At 60.6% G+C, this 20,440-nt stretch carries 17 protein-coding genes; 11 read left to right on the plus strand and 6 right to left on the minus strand.

Annotated features, from left to right (window positions below):
• Nucleotides 1-19 precede the first annotated feature (19 nt).
• The 3 genes from BMZ66_RS17975 to BMZ66_RS17985 all read left to right on the plus strand — a co-directional run bounded on the left by BMZ66_RS17975 (nucleotide 20) and on the right by BMZ66_RS17985 (nucleotide 4,173).
• Entirely contained in the window at nucleotides 20-1,513 is a 1,494-nt protein-coding gene (locus tag BMZ66_RS17975) for a coiled-coil domain-containing protein (RefSeq protein WP_092676842.1), read from the plus strand.
• A gap of 133 nt (nucleotides 1,514-1,646) precedes the next feature.
• On the plus strand, nucleotides 1,647-2,306 hold the full coding sequence (locus BMZ66_RS17980) for a hypothetical protein (RefSeq protein WP_143080273.1): 660 nt from the start codon (nucleotides 1,647-1,649) through the stop codon (nucleotides 2,304-2,306).
• A gap of 367 nt (nucleotides 2,307-2,673) precedes the next feature.
• Complete coding sequence (locus BMZ66_RS17985) at nucleotides 2,674-4,173, plus strand: L,D-transpeptidase scaffold domain-containing protein (RefSeq protein WP_092676846.1); 1,500 nt, start codon at nucleotides 2,674-2,676, stop codon at nucleotides 4,171-4,173.
• A 101-nt stretch (nucleotides 4,174-4,274) separates the two neighbouring features.
• On the opposite strand, the gene fbaA is transcribed toward BMZ66_RS17985, so the two are convergent.
• Together fbaA and BMZ66_RS17995 are read right to left on the minus strand one after the other, a co-directional pair.
• On the minus strand, nucleotides 4,275-5,357 hold the full coding sequence (fbaA, locus tag BMZ66_RS17990; protein ID WP_092676848.1) for a class II fructose-bisphosphate aldolase: 1,083 nt from the start codon (nucleotides 5,355-5,357) through the stop codon (nucleotides 4,275-4,277).
• A 263-nt stretch (nucleotides 5,358-5,620) separates the two neighbouring features.
• Nucleotides 5,621-6,121, minus strand: a complete 501-nt coding sequence (locus BMZ66_RS17995) for a hypothetical protein (RefSeq protein WP_092676851.1) — start codon at nucleotides 6,119-6,121, stop codon at nucleotides 5,621-5,623.
• A gap of 422 nt (nucleotides 6,122-6,543) precedes the next feature.
• Here BMZ66_RS17995 and BMZ66_RS18000 point away from each other — a divergent pair, with 422 nt between their 5' ends.
• From BMZ66_RS18000 to BMZ66_RS18035, 8 genes are all read left to right on the plus strand, one after another.
• Nucleotides 6,544-6,768, plus strand: a complete 225-nt coding sequence (locus BMZ66_RS18000; protein ID WP_092676853.1) for a DUF1153 domain-containing protein — start codon at nucleotides 6,544-6,546, stop codon at nucleotides 6,766-6,768.
• A gap of 239 nt (nucleotides 6,769-7,007) precedes the next feature.
• Nucleotides 7,008-8,717 carry a circadian clock protein KaiC gene (gene kaiC, locus BMZ66_RS18005; RefSeq protein WP_234795146.1) on the plus strand — a complete coding sequence of 570 codons (1,710 nt, stop codon included), beginning with the start codon at nucleotides 7,008-7,010 and terminating at the stop codon, nucleotides 8,715-8,717.
• Nucleotides 8,718-8,764: 47 nt separating this feature from the next.
• Complete coding sequence (locus tag BMZ66_RS18010; RefSeq protein WP_092676857.1) at nucleotides 8,765-9,067, plus strand: circadian clock KaiB family protein; 303 nt, start codon at nucleotides 8,765-8,767, stop codon at nucleotides 9,065-9,067.
• A gap of 9 nt (nucleotides 9,068-9,076) precedes the next feature.
• On the plus strand, nucleotides 9,077-9,427 hold the full coding sequence (locus BMZ66_RS18015; protein ID WP_234795147.1) for a circadian clock KaiB family protein: 351 nt from the start codon (nucleotides 9,077-9,079) through the stop codon (nucleotides 9,425-9,427).
• A 4-nt stretch (nucleotides 9,428-9,431) separates the two neighbouring features.
• A complete protein-coding gene (locus BMZ66_RS18020; RefSeq protein ID WP_092676859.1) occupies nucleotides 9,432-11,150 on the plus strand; it encodes a PAS domain-containing sensor histidine kinase in 1,719 nt (572 codons plus the stop codon).
• A gap of 50 nt (nucleotides 11,151-11,200) precedes the next feature.
• Entirely contained in the window at nucleotides 11,201-11,608 is a 408-nt protein-coding gene (locus BMZ66_RS18025; RefSeq protein WP_092676861.1) for a response regulator, read from the plus strand.
• A gap of 61 nt (nucleotides 11,609-11,669) precedes the next feature.
• A complete protein-coding gene (locus tag BMZ66_RS18030) occupies nucleotides 11,670-12,581 on the plus strand; it encodes a LysR substrate-binding domain-containing protein (protein ID WP_092676864.1) in 912 nt (303 codons plus the stop codon).
• Between the two features lie 166 nt (nucleotides 12,582-12,747).
• Nucleotides 12,748-13,764 carry a YeiH family protein gene (locus BMZ66_RS18035; RefSeq protein WP_439645766.1) on the plus strand — a complete coding sequence of 339 codons (1,017 nt, stop codon included), beginning with the start codon at nucleotides 12,748-12,750 and terminating at the stop codon, nucleotides 13,762-13,764.
• A gap of 124 nt (nucleotides 13,765-13,888) precedes the next feature.
• Here BMZ66_RS18035 and BMZ66_RS18040 read toward each other — a convergent pair whose 3' ends face one another.
• The 4 genes from BMZ66_RS18040 to BMZ66_RS18055 form a co-directional block, all read right to left on the minus strand.
• Nucleotides 13,889-17,107, minus strand: coding sequence for an efflux RND transporter permease subunit (locus BMZ66_RS18040; protein ID WP_092676867.1), 3,219 nt, complete (start codon nucleotides 17,105-17,107; stop codon nucleotides 13,889-13,891).
• 207 nt (nucleotides 17,108-17,314) lie between these two features.
• Entirely contained in the window at nucleotides 17,315-18,460 is a 1,146-nt protein-coding gene (locus tag BMZ66_RS18045) for an efflux RND transporter periplasmic adaptor subunit (protein ID WP_092676869.1), read from the minus strand.
• A complete protein-coding gene (locus BMZ66_RS18050; RefSeq protein WP_092676871.1) occupies nucleotides 18,444-19,049 on the minus strand; it encodes a hypothetical protein in 606 nt (201 codons plus the stop codon). The genes BMZ66_RS18045 and BMZ66_RS18050 overlap by 17 nt, the downstream gene beginning before the upstream one ends.
• Nucleotides 19,049-20,245: a TolC family protein gene (locus tag BMZ66_RS18055; protein WP_177204793.1), complete on the minus strand. Its 1,197-nt coding sequence runs from the start codon at nucleotides 20,243-20,245 to the stop codon at nucleotides 19,049-19,051. Before BMZ66_RS18055 ends, BMZ66_RS18050 begins: the two co-directional genes overlap by 1 nt.
• Between the last annotated feature and the right edge of the window lie 195 nt (nucleotides 20,246-20,440).

A 20,440-nucleotide genomic window follows, 5' to 3' on the forward strand; every position in this document is an offset into this window, starting at 1 on the left:
ATTATTTGACGAAGCCCCTATGCTCTTTATTGAAATTGCCTTAATACTGGCACTGGTAGCGTGGCAGGCCGTAGTGTTCTGGCGCAACCGCCAGCTGACCGACCGGGTAGCGGCCATGTATCCGCCTGCGGGTGCCGTGGCCGTACAGCCGATAACCTACACCGCTGCCAATCCGGAGAAGAACTTCGCCGTCCAGTACGATGCCCTCATCACCCGTGATGCCTCGCCGGAGTTTGCGCAAATCATTGCTGATACCAACGAGTACCTGCAAAACAACCGCGGGGCGGCGGCCGACTTCGGCATTCTAAAAGATATCTCGGAACGCCACGCCGAAGCCCTGGACGAGGAGATACAGGCCCAGATTGCGACGCCCCTCTACCTGGGTTTGCTAGGCACCTTCACAGGCGCCATCCTGGGCTTGGTTTCGCTGGTAGGCAACCCGTTTGCGGAGGTGGCGGCCGACCCGGCGCTGGACACCTCATTCAGCAACAACGACGTGCAGCACTTTCTCGGCGGTGTGCTCATCGCCATGATAGGCAGCTTGTTCGGCTTGGCCTTCACGCTGGCTGGCAATCAGTTGCTGAAGCAGGCCCGGGCCCAGCGCGACCGCAACATAAACGCCTACTACACCTACCTGCAAAAGGCCCTGCTGCCCAAGCTGAACTCCGACATGCAGGCGGGCATGGCCAACCTGAAATCGGTGCTCGACACCTTCAATGCCGAGTTCTTCAGCCAGATTCAGAACGACTTTTTCAGCAAAATCCACGAGTTTACGCCGCTCATTGCCAGCATCACGGAGAACGTGAGCGTGCAAAAGCGCTTCCTGGAGCAGCTGGAAAAGATTGGCTATTCGGAACTGGCCAATGCTACCATTAAGGTATTCGATAGGGTAGACGAGAGTGCCCAGACCTTCGAGAAATTCCTAGGCTACCAGCATGCCCTAAACACCACCGTAACGCACAGCAACGAAGCGGCCCAGACCATTGGCGCGCTGCTCAACCGCCTCACTGCCTTGGAGCAGGGCCTCGCCAGCGTGCCCCAATACCTGCAGCAGCACGACGACGCCCTGCGCCAGCAAGTGGCGTTTTTCAGTCAGCACGGCAAGCTGCTGGCCGACCTGGGCGCCCAGATTCGCCAAGGCGTGAGCGAAGGCGTTCACCGCATGGACGAGCAGCTCGATGGCCGCCTGCAGGAGCTGCAGCAGGAAGCTACCGAAGCGCACGAGCAATGGCAGCGCCACTTCCGCGAGCTGAACAGCAACAACGTTTACCAGAAAATAACGGAGTACCTAAATCCATTCACGCAACTGCCGGCCCAGCAGCAGCAACTCAACGTGTTGCAGGAGCGCCAGGCCGCCTTGGCTGCCCAGGCCATGCAGCGCATGGAAGCCCGCCTGCTGGCTGATGCCCAGCTGCAACAGCAGCTGTTGCATCAGGTAGACCGCACAAATAAGGTGCTTGAAGAGCTGACCAAACCCAACTGGTTTCAGCGGACGGTGCTGGGGAAGAAATAAGAATTGCGCGACCGTAGCGCCTCACCCCCCGGCCCCCTCTCCGCAGGAGAGGGGGAGCCAAACGACTTTTGCCAGGTGCGTTAGCCAAAGCAAATAATCTGTGAAATCAGTAAAATCCGTCTAAATCAGTGATATGAAAGAGAGCAGGGACTTCTTCTGGCCCAGTTACGTGGACCTAATGACGGCCTTGTTCCTGACCATGCTCGTCATGTTCGTGCTGAGCTACAAGCTTTTCAAAGACAAGCAGCGCGACAACGACAAGCTCATCTACGACCTCAAGGTGCAGGTGCAGGAGAAGCGCAAGCTCGATGAGATAAAAGCGGCCCTCAAGCGGCTGGAAAGTGACTATTTCGTGTACAACGAGCGCTATAAGCGCTACGAGCTGAACTTCCCGGTTACGTTTGTCTCGCAAAGCGCCGTGCTGCCCGCCGAAGCCCAGGCCCCGCTGATAAAAGCCGGCCGCTTTCTGCTGAGTCAGATGAAAGCCCTCGAAACCGACGACAACGTGCAGTACCTCATTGTGGTAGAGGGGCGGGCCGCCAAGGACCTCCGTTTTCCCGCTTCCGACCCGCGCAACCTCGACGGCCCAGCCGTGCGGCAGCTGAGCTACAGCCGCGCCCTGGCCGTGATTCGGCTGTGGGAGCAGGCCGGGCTGCGCTTTCCGGGCAACCTGGAGGTGGTGGCGGCCGGTAGCGGCTTCCGCGGGGCGGGCCGCTACACGGGGGCGCAAGAAGGCCTGAACAAGCGGTTTATTATTCAGGTGCAGCCCAAAATTGGCTCAATTGGAAAGTAGAGGCTGAGGACCAATATCAAAAAGGAATTTCTGAGAAGGGCTGCAAACCGGTGTGCTGTGGAAACTCGTGCACAAGATGTGTGAAAAGACAGCAAAAGCACACGGGATTACTTCCTGATTATGGGGGAAAGTTGTACTAGTAAGGGCGTGCCGACTATATAGAAAAACTTGTTTCCTGCATTGTAGAGGCCTTTTTCGGACGCGTGGCCTCTCGAAGTCAAGGCTGAACGGTGTGCCGGATACCCGTAAAAATGCCTCGTTCACCGAGCGTGGCAGTTCACTGACCTAGAAGGGCAGCAGGCCACTTTATGGGTGAATAATTTTGGTAAATAATCAATGCCAAATTATTCTTTTCCGCCCTGCTGCTATGAAATCCCCTTTTACTTCATGTCTGCCCGTAGCTGAAAGTTTTCCTAAAAACTTGGCCGGCGTAGCTCGTTTGTATCGGGTGAGCTTGGTGGCACTCGCCTTGGTACTGAGTGCTCATGCAGGCCGGGCGGCGGGTTTGCCGCCTTCCGACCGGGTAGTTGCGGCCCTGCTCCGGCAGCTTCCCAAAGAAGTTGGTGGCGAAGACTCGGCAAGCACCAAAAAGGTAGCAGACTTTTATGCCCGCGCCGGCTTTGCCCCCGTGTGGACCCGGACTGAGGGCGTGACCCCAGAAGCCCAGGCTGGGGTGACGCTACTTGTGTCGGCAGCTCGCTACGGCCTCAAGCCGGCCGAGTACCAGGCTACGGAGCTGGTGGCCCTGTTCGATTCGCTTTCCATATCTGACGACCAAGCGCCCGCGCGCCGGGTGCGGGCCGAACACCAGCTCAGCGCTGCCCTGTTGCGCTTTACCCAGCACTTGCACGAGGGCCGCATTACCAGCTCCGACCTTCGCCCGACTGCCTCCACCATCGCGGCTGCCTTCGACGGAGTGGCCCACTTGCAATACGCCCTACATAGCGGCCGCTTTGCCGAAGCCCTGCTCGAAGCCCAGCCCGCTTCCCGCAGCTATGTACGTCTGCTCCGGGCCTGGCAGCGCCTGCTCGACACCGACAGTGCCGCCGCCAAGCGCGTGGCGCAGCCCGTTGCCATCAACCTGGAGCGCCTGCGTTGGGAGCCCGGCGCCGACTCACTGTACCTGGCCGTAAACATTCCTTCGTACACGTTGCAGGTGGTGCGCGGTGCCAAGGTGGCGGCCAGCCACCGCGTAATAGTGGGCAAGGCCATTACCCCCACGCCCGAATTGTATAGCCGCGTCACCTTCATGCAGGCGGCCCCCGAATGGCGCGTGCCGCAGAGCATTGCCGCCAACGAAATGCTCCCCAAGCTCCGCCGCGACCCTGGCTTCTTGGACGACCGTGGCTTTGAGCTTTACAACGCCGCCGGCAAGCGCGTAAACCCTTACCGCGTGGATTGGAACGCGGTGACCCCTGAAGCGTTTCCGTACCAAATTCGCCAGGCGCCTTCCGAAGACAACGCCCTGGGGGAGGTAGTATTCCGCTTCGCCAACCCGTATTCCGTGTACATGCACGACACACCTGCCAAAAAAGCCTTCCAGGCCAACGCCCGCGCCCTGAGCCACGGCTGCATCCGGGTAGAGAAGCCGGTGGCACTGGCCCGCTTCCTGCTGGAGCGCGACGGCAAAAACGCCGCCAGCCGGGTCAACGACCTGCAAAACAGCATAGACAGCGGCCGCACCAAAGCTATTGGCCTGCAAGCCCCGGTTACGCTGCTGGTTCGCTACCTAACCTGCGAAGCCGACGGCGACCAGCTCCGCCAGCTGCCCGACATCTACGGCCGCGACAAAGCACTGGCCCACGCCTGGAACGATGTAATGCCCACCACGCTCACGCCCCTGATGCCCATGTTGGCCCAGCGCTAACCAATTGAAATAGCAGCAAAAAGCCCTGACGCCATCCATTGGCGTCAGGGCTTTTTGCTGGGCTAAGCGGCGGGAAATTGCCGTTTACAACCTTGGGTAAGCTAGTACCGGCGGTTGATGCAGTTCAGGTCTTCGAAAGCCTGCTTGAGGCGCGTTACGAAGGTTTCTTCGCCTTTGCGCAGCCACACACGGGGGTCGTAGTACTTCTTGTTGGGCGAGTCGGCGCCGCTGGGGTTGCCAATCTGGCCTTGCAGGAAGCCTTCGTTCTTCACGTAGTAATCCTTAATGCCTTCCCAGAGGGCCCATTGCATGTCGGTGTCGATGTTCATCTTGATAGCGCCGTAGCTGAGGGCCTCACGGATTTCCTCCTGGCTGGAGCCCGAGCCGCCGTGAAACACGAAGTCGATGGGCTGGGGGCCGGTGCCGAAATGCTCCTGCACGTATTGCTGCGAGTTCATCAGGATTTTGGGCTGCAGCTTCACGTTGCCGGGCTTGTACACGCCGTGCACATTGCCAAAAGCAGCCGCGATGGTGAAGCGCGGGCTCACTTCGCTCAGCTCCTTGTAGGCGTAGGCCACTTCCGAAGGCTGGGTGTAGAGCTTGCTTGAATCCACGTCGGTGTTGTCGACGCCGTCTTCCTCGCCGCCGGTTACGCCGAGCTCGATTTCGAGTGTCATGCCGATTTTGGCCATGCGCTCGAGGTAGCGCTTGCAGATTTCGATGTTTTCCTCAATAGGCTCTTCCGAGAGGTCGAGCATGTGCGAGCTGTAGAGCGGCTGGCCGTGCTGCGCATAGTATTTCTCGCCGGCTTCGAGCAGGCCGTCAATCCAGGGGAGGAGCTTTTTGGCGGCGTGGTCGGTGTGCAGCACCACGGGCACGTCGTAGAGCTCAGCCATAAGATGCACGTGCTGAGCGCCCGAAATGGCGCCAGCAATGCTGGCGCGCTGGTTGTCGTTGCTCACCGACTTGCCCGCGAAAAACTGCGCGCCACCGTTCGAAAACTGAATCATCACCGGCGAGTTCACGGCCTTGGCGGTTTCCAGCACGGCGTTCACGGTGTTGGTGCCGGTCACGTTCACGGCCGGGAGGGCAAAGGCGTTGGCCTTGGCGTGTTGGAACAAGCTCTGGACTTCGTCGCCGTGCAGGACGCCCGCCCGCAGGCCGGTAAGGGTTTGGTCAGCCATAAAAAGTAGTTATGCGGCAGCGCCGCGGTGGTGGGAAAAGAAAATAGCTCAGAAAGAACGACCCTAGCCGGGTACTGGGCAGCAAAGTACGGTCGGCGCTGCCTAACCTGAAAGGCTTCGGGCCAACGAGCCGCTTTTCAGCCCCGTGCCTGCCTTTTTTAGGCGCGTTGCGCCGCTTCCTGTGGCTTTTAAACGAAGTGAGGCCGACCGTTGCAGCGGTCGACCTCGGGCTTCACTCACCTCTCCCGCACTCTCTCTTATTTTTAGCCGGCCGTCATCATTTTGCACTGCCGGAATACCCCGCGGCTGTTAACTACCTGCAGCTGGTAGGAGTAGTCGCCAGCCGCCAGGCCCAGGCCGCTCAGGTTTAAGTGGATGGTGTGCGCGCCGGCGCTCATGCCCGGGCGCGGAATGCTGGCCATTTTGCGGCCCAGCAGGTCGAATAAGTCGAGCCGCACATCGCCGCCATTGACCAGGGTAAACGGAATCGTGGTTTCGGCAAAATAGGGGTTGGGGTCGTTCTGGCCCAGGGTGAACTGCCCGCCCGTTTCGCGGTCAAACCCACGTGTGCTTATAGTGGTAGTGGCCGCCTGTCGGCTGTCGGTGGCGGGGCTTAAGGGGTTGGTCGACACTGCGGCGTCGAAGGCCGTTAGGGTTTGGCCCAAACCGTTCGAGAAGGAGTGGTTGCGGAGGCGCGGCGCGTCGTCAATCTTGGAGAGCGCGAGGCGCGAGCTTTGGGTGCGAAGGACGTTGGTGAAAGCCACAACAAGGAGGATTTAAAAAAGGACGTGCATTAACCGGGACGAATGGCTGGCGGAAGTTAGCGTGAATAATTCAACAAAACTAATGTATTAGCATATGGCTAGGATTAATAAGCAATCAAAGGTGGAACGGTAAGAGGATGAGGCATCGGGCAACTCGATAGCCGGCCTTAAAAACCTGCTTAGTGGCGGTTGGCTCCCCATCAAGGAAATGTGCTGTAGCGAAGGCCCCGCAGTTGAGCCTGGTTTGCGGCCATCAGAAATATATAAAGGGGATTCGATACAGTGCGGATAAAACAGGAAATTCCAAGCAGGCAGGGGCAGGGCTTCTGAGAACGGCACACGGCGGCCCGGAAAGTGCGAATTTGTTGTTCAGTAAAATTTTCATGTTCTCTTAACCCGCAAATGGCTACCTTGCGGTGTTTATGAGCCATTCCCCATCCGACTTCTTCGATACCGATGGCCGTCCTGATTCGGCCGATGCCGCCAGCTTGCAAGCTGACCGCAAGGTGAAGATATGGGCCGTGCTCAACGCCGTAGACCAAGGGCTGATGAGTGCCCAGGAAGCCTGTGCCGCCTACGGCATCAGCGCCGACGAAATGGAGCAGCACCGTGCCGGCTGGCTCGACTTTGAAACCGGCACCCGCTAACGCCCGTTGACTAGTTTCAAGCAGGCACCCGGGCTCTGCGCCTTTCTCCAAACCAGTAAAAATTTAGGGATAACCGCAATTCGTACAGCGTATTGCGCTATATCAGCGTTGCGTTTAAGTGCTGGTGTGCTACCCGACAAGCTCCGCAATTACGAATTAATGTGCGTTACCAAGGTTTAACTTTGGCATAATCTACCTCTCATTACATGCAAGAGTATAGCTCGTCTGTTGCCTCCTCATTGCCTCAATTGCCCAAGGCCCCAACCGGTATTGAAGGGCTCGACGAAATCACCGAAGGCGGCTTGCCAAAGGGACGGCCCACGCTGATTTGCGGCAGCGCCGGTTGCGGCAAAACCCTGATGGGCATTGAGTTTCTGGTTCGCGGCATCCAGGATTATAACGAGCCGGGCGTGCTCATGGCTTTTGAGGAAACCGGCGACGAGCTGGCCGCCAACGTGGCTTCGCTGGGCTTCGACCTCAAGGATTTGCAGGCCCGCAAGATGCTGCGCGTCGACCACGTGCACGTTGACCGGTCCGAGATTGAGGAAACCGGCGAGTACGACCTCGAAGGCCTGTTTATTCGCCTGGGCCACGCCATCGACTCCATCGGGGCCAAGCGTGTGGTGCTCGACACTATTGAGGCGCTGTTTTCGGGCTTTCCCAACCAAGCTGTGCTCCGGTCCGAGATTCGCCGGCTGTTCCGTTGGCTTAAAGACAAAGGCGTGACCACCGTCATTACTGCGGAGCGCGGCGACGGCACGCTCACGCGCCAGGGCCTGGAAGAGTACGTATCGGACTGCGTAATTCTGCTCGACAACCGCGTTATCGACCAGATTACCACCCGCCGCCTGCGCATTGTAAAATACCGCGGCAGCACCCACGGTACCAACGAATACCCCTACCTCATCAGCGAAGACGGCATTGCCGTGCTGCCCGTAACCTCGCTACGCCTCGACCACGAGGTATCGGACGAGGTGGATTCGTCCGGCGTTCCGGCCCTCGACGAGATGTTTGGCCGCCGCGGCTTTTACCACGGCAGCAGCGTGCTGATAACCGGCACGGCCGGCACGGCTAAAACCACGCTGGGCGCTGCTTTTGCCCAGGAAGTGTGCAAGCAGGGCAAGCGCTGCCTCATGTTCGTATTCGAAGAATCGCCGCAGCAGCTGATTCGCAACATGCGCTCGGTGGGCATCGACCTGCAGCCGCTTATTGAGCAGGGCCTGCTTCGCATTGAAGCCTCGCGGCCAACGGTGAACGGACTGGAGCGGCACCTGGTGACCATTCACCGGCTGGTACGCGAGTTCAAGCCTTCGGCCGTGGTGATTGACCCCATCAGCAACCTGATTTCGGTGGGCAACATCAACGAGGTGCGCAGCATGCTTACCCGCTTGATTGACTACCTGAAAGTAAACAACATCACGGCCCTGTTCACGGCCCTGATTAACACCCGGTACAACCAGAGCGAGATGACCGAAGAAGGCGTGTCGTCGCTGGTGGATACCTGGATTAGCGTGCGCGACCTGGAAGGCATTGGCGAGCGCAACCGCGGCCTGAGCATTCTGAAGTCGCGCGGCATGGCGCATTCCAACCAAGTGCGCGAGTTTGTGGTGACCGAGCGCGGCGTCGAGCTGCTCGACGTGGTGGTGGGCCCCACCGGCATCGTGACCGGCGCCAGCCGCCTCACCCAACAGCTGCAGCAGCACGCCCAGGCCCTGGCCGCCCAGCAGGAAACCGACCGCCGCGACCGCGAGCTGGAACGCCGCCGCCGCGTGCTCGAAGCCAACATTGCCAACCTGCGCACCGAGTTTGAGTCGGTGGAGGAAGAGCTGCGGCAAATCAACACCGAGGAGCAGAACCGTCAGCAAACCTTGTCGAGCGGCAATGAGCGCATTGCCGCCGCCAACCCACCCCGATATAACGCGCCATCAGCCGGCGAAAACAACAAGTAGTACGTATACCCGAGATGCCGTTGGCTCTCGCTTCTTACACTCTCTCCATGGCTGAAGAAAACGACGAAGAAACCTGGGAGTTGCGCTTGTACGTAGCCGGCCAGACCCCCAAATCTGTAACGGCGCTAGCCAACCTGAAAAAACACTGCGAGCTGCACCTCAAAGGCCGCTATAAAATTGAGGTCATCGACCTGCTGGTGAATCCCCAGCTGGCCGAAGGCGACCAGATTCTGGCCATTCCAACCCTGGTGCGCAAAGTGCCCGAGCCCATTCGCAAAATCATTGGCGACCTCTCGAACGAAGAGCGGGTGCTGGTGGGGCTGGATGTGCGCCCGCTCATTACTAAATAGAAGAGTCTGATGGAACCACTACTGGACCCCATGGACGCTTCTGAGGAACCCATTGGCCCCGAATATCTGCTGCATTTATACATTACGGGCGCCACGCCTAACTCGACGCGCGCCGTGCGCAACATCAAAGACATCTGCGAGCAGCACCTGAAAGGCCGCTACGAGCTGCTGATTATTGACGTGTACCAGCAGCCCGAGCTGGCCCAAGAGAAAGACCTGATTGGCGTGCCCACCCTCATCAAAATGCGCCCGGGCCTAGTGCGCCGCATGGTGGGCGACTTCTCGGACCGCGAGCGGGTGCTGAAAGCCCTGGGGGTGGTACCGCCGCCGCTGGCCACCGACCGGTTTGCGCTGGAGTAAAGCCATGAGTGAAGCACAGCCTACTGCCGCCGACCTGGCTCGGGAGAATGAAGAGCTGCGCTACCAGCTCGAAGAAGCCCAAGACCTGATAAACGCCATCCGGACCGGGGCCGTGGATGCCCTGGCGGTGCAAAGCGCCGAAGGCCCGCGCATTTTTACGCTGCAAGGGGCCGACCAAGGCTACCGCACCCTCATCGAACAGATGAACGAGGGCGCCTTGCTGTTGAGCGAAGACGCCACGGTGCTGTACTGCAACGCCTGCCTGGCCGGCCTGCTGGGCCGGGCCCTAGGCGAGGTAATGGGAAGTGAAATTGATGAGTTTGTGCCGCCGGCGTTCAAAGACTACTGGGCTCGACTGGTGCAGAAAGGGTGGAAGGGCAAGAGCAAGGGCGAGTTGCCGCTGCAAACCAAAGACGGGGCGCTGGTGCCGTTTTCGGTGTCGATGAACGTGCTGGCTTTCAACGACACGCCGGCCCTGGCCGTGATTGTAACGGACTTGTCGGCGCAGCGCGAAATCTCAGCCATTCAGGCCCAGGTGGAGCAGCAGAATGCCCTGCTCGACCTAAAAACTGAGGAATTGAAGCGCGAAGAAGCGGCCCGCCTGGTAGGGGAACGGGCCGCTGCCGAAGCCAGCCGCCTGCTAGAAGGCATTTCGCAGATTGCCTGGACCACCAACGCCGAGGGCGTGCACACCTACCGCAACCGCCGCTGGTACGACTACATCGGCCGGCAGCAGGGGCAGGGCCCACCGGCCGGACGCTCCTGGCGCGAGCGGCTGCACCCGGCCGACGCCGCCCCCACGCTGGCGCTGTGGCACCAAAGCCTGAGCACTGGCCAGCCCTATGAGGTAGAGTGCCGCATTCGCAACGCCGAGGGCGAGTACCGCTGGATGCTGGGCCGGGCTCTGCCCTCGCGCAACGAGCAGGGCGAGATTATTCAGTGGATAGGCACGTACACCGACATTCACGAACACCGCTTGGCGCTGGAACGCATCGACCAGGGACAACGGCAGCTGCGCGACAACAACGAGCAGCTCACCCGCGCCAACGTTGACCTCGACAACTTCATTTACACGGCCTCGCACGACCTTAAGGCGCCCATCTCCAACATTGAGGGCTTGCTGAACGCCCTGCTACTGGAACTGCCCGCCGAAACCGTGCAGATTGAGCCCGTGCAGCCCATTTTGGAGCTGATGCAGGACTCCGTGAACCGGTTTAAGCGCACCATTGAGCACCTCACCAACGTGAGCAAGCTGCAAAAGGAGCACGGCCAGCCCAGCGAAGCCGTGGATTTGGCGGCCGTCATTCAGGATGTGTGCCTCGACCTGGACCCGCTCATCCAGGCCACCGGGGCCCAGCTGGAAGTAGACGTGGCGGCGGCGCCCACGGTGCTGTTTTCTGAAAAAAACCTGCGCTCGGTGGTGTTCAACCTGCTCAGCAATGCCCTCAAGTACTGCTGCCCCGACCGGGTGCCGCAGGTGCGCCTGCTGGCCCGCACCGAGGACGAGTTTGCGGTGCTGGAAGTTCGGGACAACGGCTTGGGCCTGGACGCTGCAAATGAGCAAAAGCTCTTCGGTATGTTTCAGCGCTTCCACGACCACGTGGAGGGCTCAGGCATTGGCCTTTACATGGTCAAGAAGATGATGGAAAATGCTGGCGGGCGCATTGAGGTGCAATCGGAGCTCGGGGTAGGCTCAACCTTTATGGTTTACTTTAGCTTGTAACCGCGCCAGATTTGTCCCCGTTCAGGGGGGACTTGTACCGCCTGACTCCTATGCAAAGCCTTTCGTGCGTCCTGCTGGTCGATGACGACCCCACCACCAACTACCTCAACCAGCTGCTGCTAAAGCGCCTTGGTTTTTCGAGCCAAGTAATGGTTGCGCTCAACGGCCAGGAGGCCCTGGACTTGCTGCTGCAGAACTGCCACCGCGTGAGCAACGAGTGCCCCGCCCTTATCCTGCTGGATGTGAAGATGCCGGTGATGGATGGATTTGCCTTTCTGGAAGCCTACGACAAACTGCCCCTCACGCAGAAGGAATCCATTGTTATTGTGATGCTTACCACTTCCTTGCACCCCCAGGACGTGGAACGCGTCGAGAGGCTGGACATCGCCAGCTTTTTGAATAAGCCCCTGACAGAGGCAAAGCTGAACCAGGTGCTGGAAAGCCACTTCAGCGGTTAGCACAACGACCCGCGCCGCAACCGAGGCCGGGCGGCACAACGCCGGTGTTTACCTTGCGACCATGTCCGACTTCCGTCTTCGCGTGTTTCAGGCCGTGGCGCAGCACCTGAGCTTCACCAAAGCAGCTCAAAGCCTGTTTGTGACGCAGCCGGCCGTCACCAAGCACATTCGGGAACTGGAGCGTCAGTACGGGCAGCGGCTGCTGGAGCGCCGCGGCAACCGCGTGGCCCTCACCGAAGCCGGGCGCCTGCTGCTGGCGCACGCCGAAACCGTGGCGCAGTCGCACCAGCAGCTGGAAGACCAGCTCCACGCCCTGAGCGACCCCGAAGAAGCTGCCGGCCGTCTACGCCTGGGGGCTAGCACCACCCTGGCCCAATACGTGTTGCCGGGCCTGCTGCCGGCCTTTCAGGCCCGCCACCCCAAGGTGCAGCTCACCCTGCTCAATGCCAATTCCGAGCACATTGCCGAAGCGCTGCTGCGCGGCGAGCTGGACTTGGGTTTTGTGGAGGGCCGCTCGAAAAGCCGCGACCTGCACTACGAGCTGCTGCTGACCGATGAGTTGGTGGCTGTGCGCGGCGCAACTGCTGCCGGGCCGCCCACCCGGCCCATGCCGCTGGCTGAGGCGCTGGCCCGCCCGCTGGTGCTGCGCGAGCGGGGTTCCGGCACGCTGGAAGTTCTGGAATTTGCCCTGCGCTCGCTCAAAATCAAGCTCAGCAGCTTGCCCGTAGCGTTCTACTTCGACAACACCGAAGCCATCAAGGCTTATCTGGAGGCTGCGCCCGAGGCACTGGGGTTTGTTTCGCGGCGCGCCCTGGACCGGGAACTGTCCGGTGGGCTGCTGGAAATAGTGCCGATAGCGGAGTTGCACCTGCCCCGGCAATTTGAGGCCTTGTGGGTACAGGGACAGCCGCTGTCGCGGCCGGCGCAACGGTTTCTCAACTTCGCGCACGCTCAATTGAAGCCAGTTGCATAACCAAAAGTAATTGCCGATAACATTTTGACATTACCCAGCGGCAGGGAAGGGCCGTAAATTTGTGGCAGGAAAACACCCCTACGCAATGCCTCATCCCGTTTTAGATTCGCCTAAGTCCAAGCCTGCGGCAAGTGAGCAATTGCCAGCAGCTAAGGCGAGCCGGACCGTGGCGCCAACGAAACCTACGGATGCTTCTGCGGCTGCAGAAGAGACTGGTGTTTTTCGCCATTTCCATACTACTCATGAGGTATTTGGGCAGACAGTTGCCCTGCGGCAGGTAGTCTTTGGTCTGATTTTAATTTACTGCCTCACGCCTTGGGCTTCGCCACCAATTGCGCTGGCGCTTGGGCTGGTACTGGCTCAAACTGTGGGCAACCCTTTCGGCACTTTTACCAAAAAATTGACGCCTAAGCTGCTTCAGTATTCGGTGGTGGGGCTAGGCTTTGGCATGAATGCGCACGCGGCCGTGCAGGCCGGCCGGGAGGGGATAATGTTTACCATCGCTTCCATTCTGGGCACCTTGGTGCTAGGATATTTCGCGGGGCGCTGGCTGGGGCTTGGCCGCCATGTTACCCATCTGATATCGTGCGGCACCGCCATTTGTGGGGGCAGCGCCATTGCGGCCGTGGGGCCGGTACTGCGGGCCAAAGACGAAGAGATGTCGGTGGCGCTGGGCACGGTATTCGTACTCAATGCTGTGGCTCTGTTTGCGTTTCCCGTGCTGGGCCACGCCCTGGCCATGACGCAGAACCAGTTTGGCTTGTGGTGCGCCATTGCCATTCACGATACTTCCTCGGTGGTGGGGGCCGCCACGGCTTACGGCGACCAGGCCCTGCAGGTGGCCACAACCGTGAAGCTGGCCCGTGCCCTCTGGATTATCCCGGTATCCATTGGCACGGCCTCGATTTTCAAGCAGAAGGGCGTGAAAATCAAGATTCCCTATTTCATCTTTGGCTTCATCGCGGCCATGCTTATCAACACCTTTGTGCCTGCAGCCAAGCCGCTGGGACCGGTGCTGGTGGCTTTGGCCAAAATTGGCCTCACGGTGACGTTGTTCTTTATTGGGGCTGGGTTGTCGGGCACGGTGCTGAAGGCAGTTGGGGCCCGGCCGTTTTTGCTGGGGGTGCTGCTGTGGGTGGTGATTTCCAGTGCGTCGCTTTATGTGATTTTGCAGGCGGTGTAGAGACGCATATTTGCGTCTCGTCGTTGAACGATGGCTAAAACGACATCCAAACGGCGCGGACGACGAGACGCAATTATGCGTCTCTACATCGTTCTAACCTGTTATACTGTGCCTGATTGGCTTATCAAACCGCTGGCTGAATCGGATTCAAATCCGAAGGTGGGGTGAGGGGCTGGGCATCCAACTCCTGCGGATGCGCGTCGAGGCTTACTTCGCTTTGGCCGCGCTGGTACTGCGCCAGCGCCTTCTCGCCAACCAGCCAGAACACGACCGGGGTCACGATGATGTCGAGGAAGGTGGAGGAGAGCAGGCCGCCGAGAATGACGGTGGCCACCGGGTAGAGAATTTCCTTGCCGGGCGCATCCTTGGCCAGCGTGAGGGGCACCAGGGCCAGGGCGGCTACGAGCGCCGTCATCAGCACGGGCACCAGGCGTTCGAGCGAGCCGCGGATTATCATCTCCTTGCCAAACTTCTCTCCCTCGTGCTGCACGAGGTGGATGTAGTGCGAAATCATCATGATGCCATTGCGCGAAGCAATGCCGGTGAGAGTAATGAATCCCACCAGCGAGGCAATGCTGAACGTGCCGCCCGTGAGCAGCACTGCCACCACTGAGCCGATGAGGGCCAAGGGGATGTTAAGCATAATCTGGCCCACCATGAGCGTGGACTTGAAGTGGGAGTAGAGCACCAGAAAGATGCCGGCCAGGGAAAACAGGCTGAGCCAGAGAATCTTTTGAGACGCCGACTGCTGGCTCTCAAACTGCCCGCCGTAGGTGAGGTAGTAGCCGGCCGGCAGTTTCACCTGCTGCTGAATGCGCTGCTGCACTTCCTGCACGGTGCTGCCGAGGTCGCGACCAGCTACGTTGAGCGACACCGTGATGCGGCGCTGGGTGTTTTCGTGATTGATGGTGTTGGGGCCGGGTTCGTAGCTCACGTCGGCCACCTGGCTCACGGGGATGAGGGCGCCGGTGGGCGTTTCGATACGGGTTTGGGCGATGGTGGCCACGTCGTTGCGCTGGTCTTCGGGCAGCTTCACGATGAGGTCGAACCGCTTTTGGCCGTCGAGCATCTGGGACACTACCTCGCCCTGGAAGAGTGTTTCTAGGGTCTGAACTACCTGGCCGCGCTCGAGGCCGTAGGCGCGCAGGGCTGCGTCGCGCGGTCGCACCAGCAGCTGCGGAATCTGAACTTGCTTTTCCACCTGCAGGTCGACGACGCCGGAGACCGTGCCAGCCGCATCGCGGATTTCGTTGGCGTAGCGACGCAGTTCCAGCAGGTCGTTGCCGAAAACCTTGATGGCGACCTGGGCACGCACGCCGCTCAGGAGGTGGTCGAGGCGGTGGGAGATGGGCTGGCCGATGTTCACGTTCACGCCGGTAATCAGCGCCAGGCGCTGGCGCAGGTCGGCTAGGATTTCGTCGCGGGTGCGGAGCGGGATGCCGGCTTTTTTCAGCTCTTCCTCGCTTTTCAGGGCGATTTCAATTTCGGAGTTGTTCACTGATTCGGCGTGCTCGTCGAGTTCGGCACGGCCTGTGCGGCGGGCGGTGTAGGCCACTTCCGGGAGCTGCAGAATCTGCTGCTCGCCCAGGGTGCCGAGCTTGTTGGATTCGGCGAGCGAGGTGCCGGCTGGGGCCGAGAAGTTGACGGTGAGAGAGCCCTCGTTGAAGGGCGGCAGAAACTCAGTGCCGAAGAAGGGCACCATGGCTACAGCCAGCACAAACAACAGGCTGGTGGCTGCCAGGATAAGCTTCGGGCGGCCCAGGCCCCAGTTCAGCAGGCGGGTGTCTTTGCGCTTGAGCCAGCGGATGAGCCGGCCTTCCTGCTCGGCTTCGCGAATCTGCTTCATTCGGGGGAGCAGGTAGTAGCACAGCACCGGCGTGACGGTGAGCGACACAAACAGCGAGGCCACGATGCTCGTGATGTAGGCAATGCCCAGCGGCGCGAAAATGCGACCCTCCATGCCTTCCAGCGCAAACAGCGGCAGGAATACCAGCACCACGATGATGGTGGCGTAGACTATGGAGTTGCGCACTTCGGAGGAAGCGGCGTAAACAACTTGCAGGGCCGGCTTGGGCTGGGGCAACAGCTGGTTTTCGCGCAGGCGGCGGAATACGTTTTCCACGTCCACAATGGCATCGTCGACCAGCTCGCCGATGGCAATGGCCAGGCCGCCGAGGGTCATGGTGTTGATGCTGATGCCGGCGAAGCGAAACACCAGCGCCGTGACGAGCAGCGATAACGGGATTGCTACCAGGGAAATGAACGTGGTGCGCACGTTCAGCAAGAAAGCGAACAGAACGATGACGACCAGAATGGCGCCGTCGCGCAGGGCTTCCTCCACGTTGGTAATCGAGGACTCAATGAAATCGGCCTGCTTGAAGAGGCGGGTGTTCACCTGCACGTCGGGTGGGAGCGAGGGCTTGAGCTCGGCCAGGGCTTTTTCCACGGCTTCGGTAAGGCCCACGGTCGTGGTGCCGGGCTGCTTTTCAATGCTGAGGATGACAGCCGGCTTGCCATTCACGCTGCCATCGCCGCGCTTGAAACGAGCGCCGAATTCCACGTTGGCCACTTGCTTTACGGTGATGGGCGAGTTCTCGCGGTAGCCAACAATGATGTTTTCAATGTCCTCGACCGAGCGCAGGCGGCCAAGGTTGCGGATGAGGACCTCGGAGCCGTTGAGGTCGAAGAAATTGCCGGTGGTGTTGAGGTTGGAGCGGCGTAGGGCGTCTTCTGCCTGGCTGATAGTCAGGCCCACGGCGTTGAGGCGAGGCATGTCGAGCAGCACTTGATACTGCAGGTTGTCGCCGCCGATGGGGATGACCTGCGCCACGCCGGGGATGCTGAGGAGGCGCTGGCGAACGGTGTAGTTGGCGAGGGTGCGCAGGTCGGCGGCAGAGGTCTTTTCACCCGACAAGCCTACCAGCATAATCTGCCCCATCACCGAGGAAATAGGCCCCAGCACCGGCGTGATGCCGGTAGGCAACTGGCCATTCACAGTTTGCAGCTTCTCGGTTACAATCTGGCGGGCGGTGAAAATGTCGGTACCGTAATCGAATTCCACGAAGACCATGCCCAGGCCGATGGCAGAATTGGAGCGCACGGCCGAGACTCCCGTAGCGCCGTTGAGCGCCGTTTCGACGGGCAGCGTCACCAGGGCTTCCACTTCCTCCGGGGCCATACCGGCCGATTCCAGAAACACCGTCACGCGGGGCCGGTCGAGGTCGGGCAGCACGTCGACGGGGAGCTGACGGGCGGTGTAGGTGCCGGCAATGAGCAGCGCCAGCGAAAACGCCAGCATCAGCAGGCGGTTTTGCAGGGCAAAGCGGATGATTTTATCGAGCATGGACGCGAAATTTGAACATCACTCCCCTCCTTGGATAAGGAGGGGATGCTGGCGCGACGCGCCGGCTGGGGTGGTTGGATTCGTTGAACGATGGATGGACGACTCGCGTGATTGTCGTTCGGGTTTCGTTCAACGAATTCAACCACCCCCGTCCGAGCCTTGCGGCTCGAACATCCCCTCCTCAGCTGAGGAGGGGAGTTTGTTGTTTTATTGGTTGAGGTAAATGGATTTGAGCTGGTAGGTGCTCACGGTTACCACCCGGTCGTTTTCGTTTACCTCGCCTTCGAGCAGCACGGTTTGCTGGCCGGTGGCCGAGCCCGGTTTTACGTAGCGGATTTTGAAGATTTCTGGCTCGGTGTGCACGAAAACGACGGGCTTGCCATTCAGGTCGGTGACGGCGGAGGTGGGGACTACCAGCTGCTTGGGGCCGCTGTTGCGGCCCAGCACCTGCACGTTCACGGCCTGGCCGGCGCGAAAGAGGTCAGCCGCGGTGTTGTCGAGTTCCAGCACGAGCTGGCGGGCCTGGTTCACGGGGTTCACGGTGTTGCTGAACACCACGAGGCGGGCTGGGGAGCTGCCGGTCTGGCCCTGCAGGCCTTCTACCTGGAAGGTGGCGTCGGGCGTGATATTGGCTAGGTCCTGGGCGAATACCTGGGCTTCGACGCGCAGCTTGCCGGGGTTCAGCACCCGGAAAAGCTCGTCGCCCTGGCTCACCTGCTGGCCTACGGCGAGGTTGAACACATCGACGGTGCCGCTGATGGGCGAGGTGATGCTGACGCGGCGGTTGCCGGCCTGGCCGTTGAGAATGGCGGCGTTTTGGCGGGCCTGGCGTAAGCGCAGCTCGGCGGCAATTACGTCTTTGCGGGCGGCGATGTCGGCAATGGATTGCAGGCGAGCGTAGTCCTGTTGGGCAGCGCGCAGCTCTGCCTGGGCGTTGGCCCGCTCCGTGGAAAGGCCGATTTGCTGGGTGGCATCAAGGGTTTGGTCGACCACAGCCAGCACCTGACCGGCGCGCACGGGCTGGCCTACTTTGGCAGTCAGGCTCACGATGCGGCCGGTTTGGGGCACCACAACGCGGCCCTCTCCGCCCGCGGCTGAGGTCACGGTACCGTAGAGGGTAGCGCGGCTGTAGGTATCGGAGTAGCCGGCCAGGGCCGTGCGCACGCCGAATAGAAACTGGCTTTCCTTGGGCAGGGCCACGGCGTCTATCATGGCCGTGCCGGTGCTGGCCTTGGCGGCGTCGCCGTGGTCTTCGCCGTCGTGCGCCCAGAGGGCTGCGGGCGGGGGCAGCAGCACGGTTAGCGTGAGGCCCAGCGCGGCGGTAGCAGCGAGAAATTTATGCGTGCTTTTCATAAACAGCGGGCGTTGGGTTAGCAATTGGAGCAGGGCGCCGTCGGCGCATGAGCACGGCTGTGAGGGCGATGCCCAGCACGAAGGCCCCGACTAGCAACAGAACATTTTTCCAAGAAGAGAAAAGAGAAGGCGCCGCTTCAGTTACAGCGGCTACCGGCAGTTTCTTGCCTACTTCGATGCCGGCTAGCAGCATCAGGTCAGCCTGGTCGCCGGCCACTACGTTCACGGCCAGGCTGTATTTCTTGTTCTCTGGGAAGGTCCCCTCTACCAAGTAAATACCGGGCGCCTTTTCGCTTACTGCAAACTTCAGGCTGGCGGCCTCCGGGCAGCTCACGGTGAGCTTGGCGCCCTTGATGGGGGCATTGGTGGCGTAGTCGGAAATAAAGAGGCGCAGGTCGGCGTCCTGGCCTTTTTCGAGGGGCTCGAAGCGGAGCAGTAGCTCAAATTTTTCGGAGAGCGCCGCCACCGAAAACGAGGTGGCTACGCCGCCGGCCGAGGCTTTGGCTTCGCCGCCGTGGTCTTCGCCATCGTGGGCGCGGGCGCCGGTGGCCAGCAGCAGCGCCAGGAGCAGCAGGAGAATATTTTTCATTATTGTCCCCGCAGGTAGTTAAGTTCAACAATGGCCTGACGGTAGTCGCGGATGGTGGTCAGGTAAGTGTTTTGGATGGTAAAGGCCTGGTTCAGGCTTTGAATCAAGGCCAGGTAGCTTATTTCGCCGGCCCGAAACAGGCGCTGCGACTGGCTGATAATGGCAGTGGACTGCGGCAGGCCGGTTTGTTCGTAGTACGTAAGCGAGGTGGCGAACTTCCGGGTGTCGGCCAGCGCCTGCTGGTATTGGGTGCCCAGCTCCAGCTGTTGCACCTGGGCCTGGGCCTGGGCCGCCCCCGCCCGGGCCGTGGCGGCTTGTAGCTGCGAGCGGTAGGTCCAGAAGTACAGCGGCACCGATACCCCAAACTGCAGCCGGTAGCGGTAGGGCGAATCGGCCTCCCCCTGGTTCTGGTAGCCCAGCGTGAGGGCCGGCGTGCGCCGCGCCCGAACCAGGCTGATGCCCGACTGGCTGAGTGTTACGTTCTGAGCGTAGTAAGCCAGCGTGGGGCTGCCGGCCACTGCGGCACTGTCCAGGATAGGCAGGCTGCCGAGCAGCTCGGTGCCCGTTTGCGCCAGCTCGATGCCGGTCTGGCGCAGGTCGGTGCCGGTGGTGAGGTCGGCATTGGGGCGGCCCAGCAGCAAGCCGAGCCGGCGCTGGGCCGAGCGGCGGTCGACGGTGGCTTGGGTTAACTGGTTGTTTACCTGGCGCGCCTCGGCTGCGGTGCTGATGCGCTGCAGCGAGGTGACTTCGCCGGCGGCGAAAAGGCGCTCGGTGGTTGCTTGCAGCACCCGGAACAGGCTATCCTGGTACGTGAGCTGCCGGACTTGCGCCTCAGCCACTTGCAGATTTAGGTAGGCCAGGCGCACGTCGCGGCGCACGGTGGCGCGGTTCACGTCGAGTCCGCGCTCGGCCAGGGCGATTCCGGCCTGGGCATTGCGGGCCTGCTGGCGGTACACGGTGGGAAAGTCGATGGTTTGCACTACGCCGGGCGCCCACCGGTTGCCGTTGGGGGCGGAGAACAGGAAGTCGGGATTGGTAGGGGAGAAGCTGCCACGTTTTAGGGCGCGCTGTTCTTCGATTTCCTGGGCAGACTGGCGCAGGCGGGGATGCTGGCGCAGGGCCTGCGTCTCGGCGCTGTCGAGGCGGATGATGGTTGGCTGCTGGGCGGCGGCGGGGAAAGTTAATAAGAATAACAAGGCTGCCCAGACGTTGCGCCTCACCCCCCGGCCCCTGCCGGGCACGGCCCCTCTCCTACAGAGAGGGGGAGCCTGACGATTACAAGAAATTCGAACATGCCACTTGGCTTGTTTATTCGCAGTCATTGACTTGAGTTTTTATTGACAGGACGCGCCGAAGTCATTTTATCGACTCTGATTCGTCAGGCTCCCCTC

Origin of the sequence: Hymenobacter arizonensis (genome assembly GCF_900115775.1) — a bacterium.
GTDB classification, from domain to species: domain Bacteria; phylum Bacteroidota; class Bacteroidia; order Cytophagales; family Hymenobacteraceae; genus Hymenobacter; species Hymenobacter arizonensis.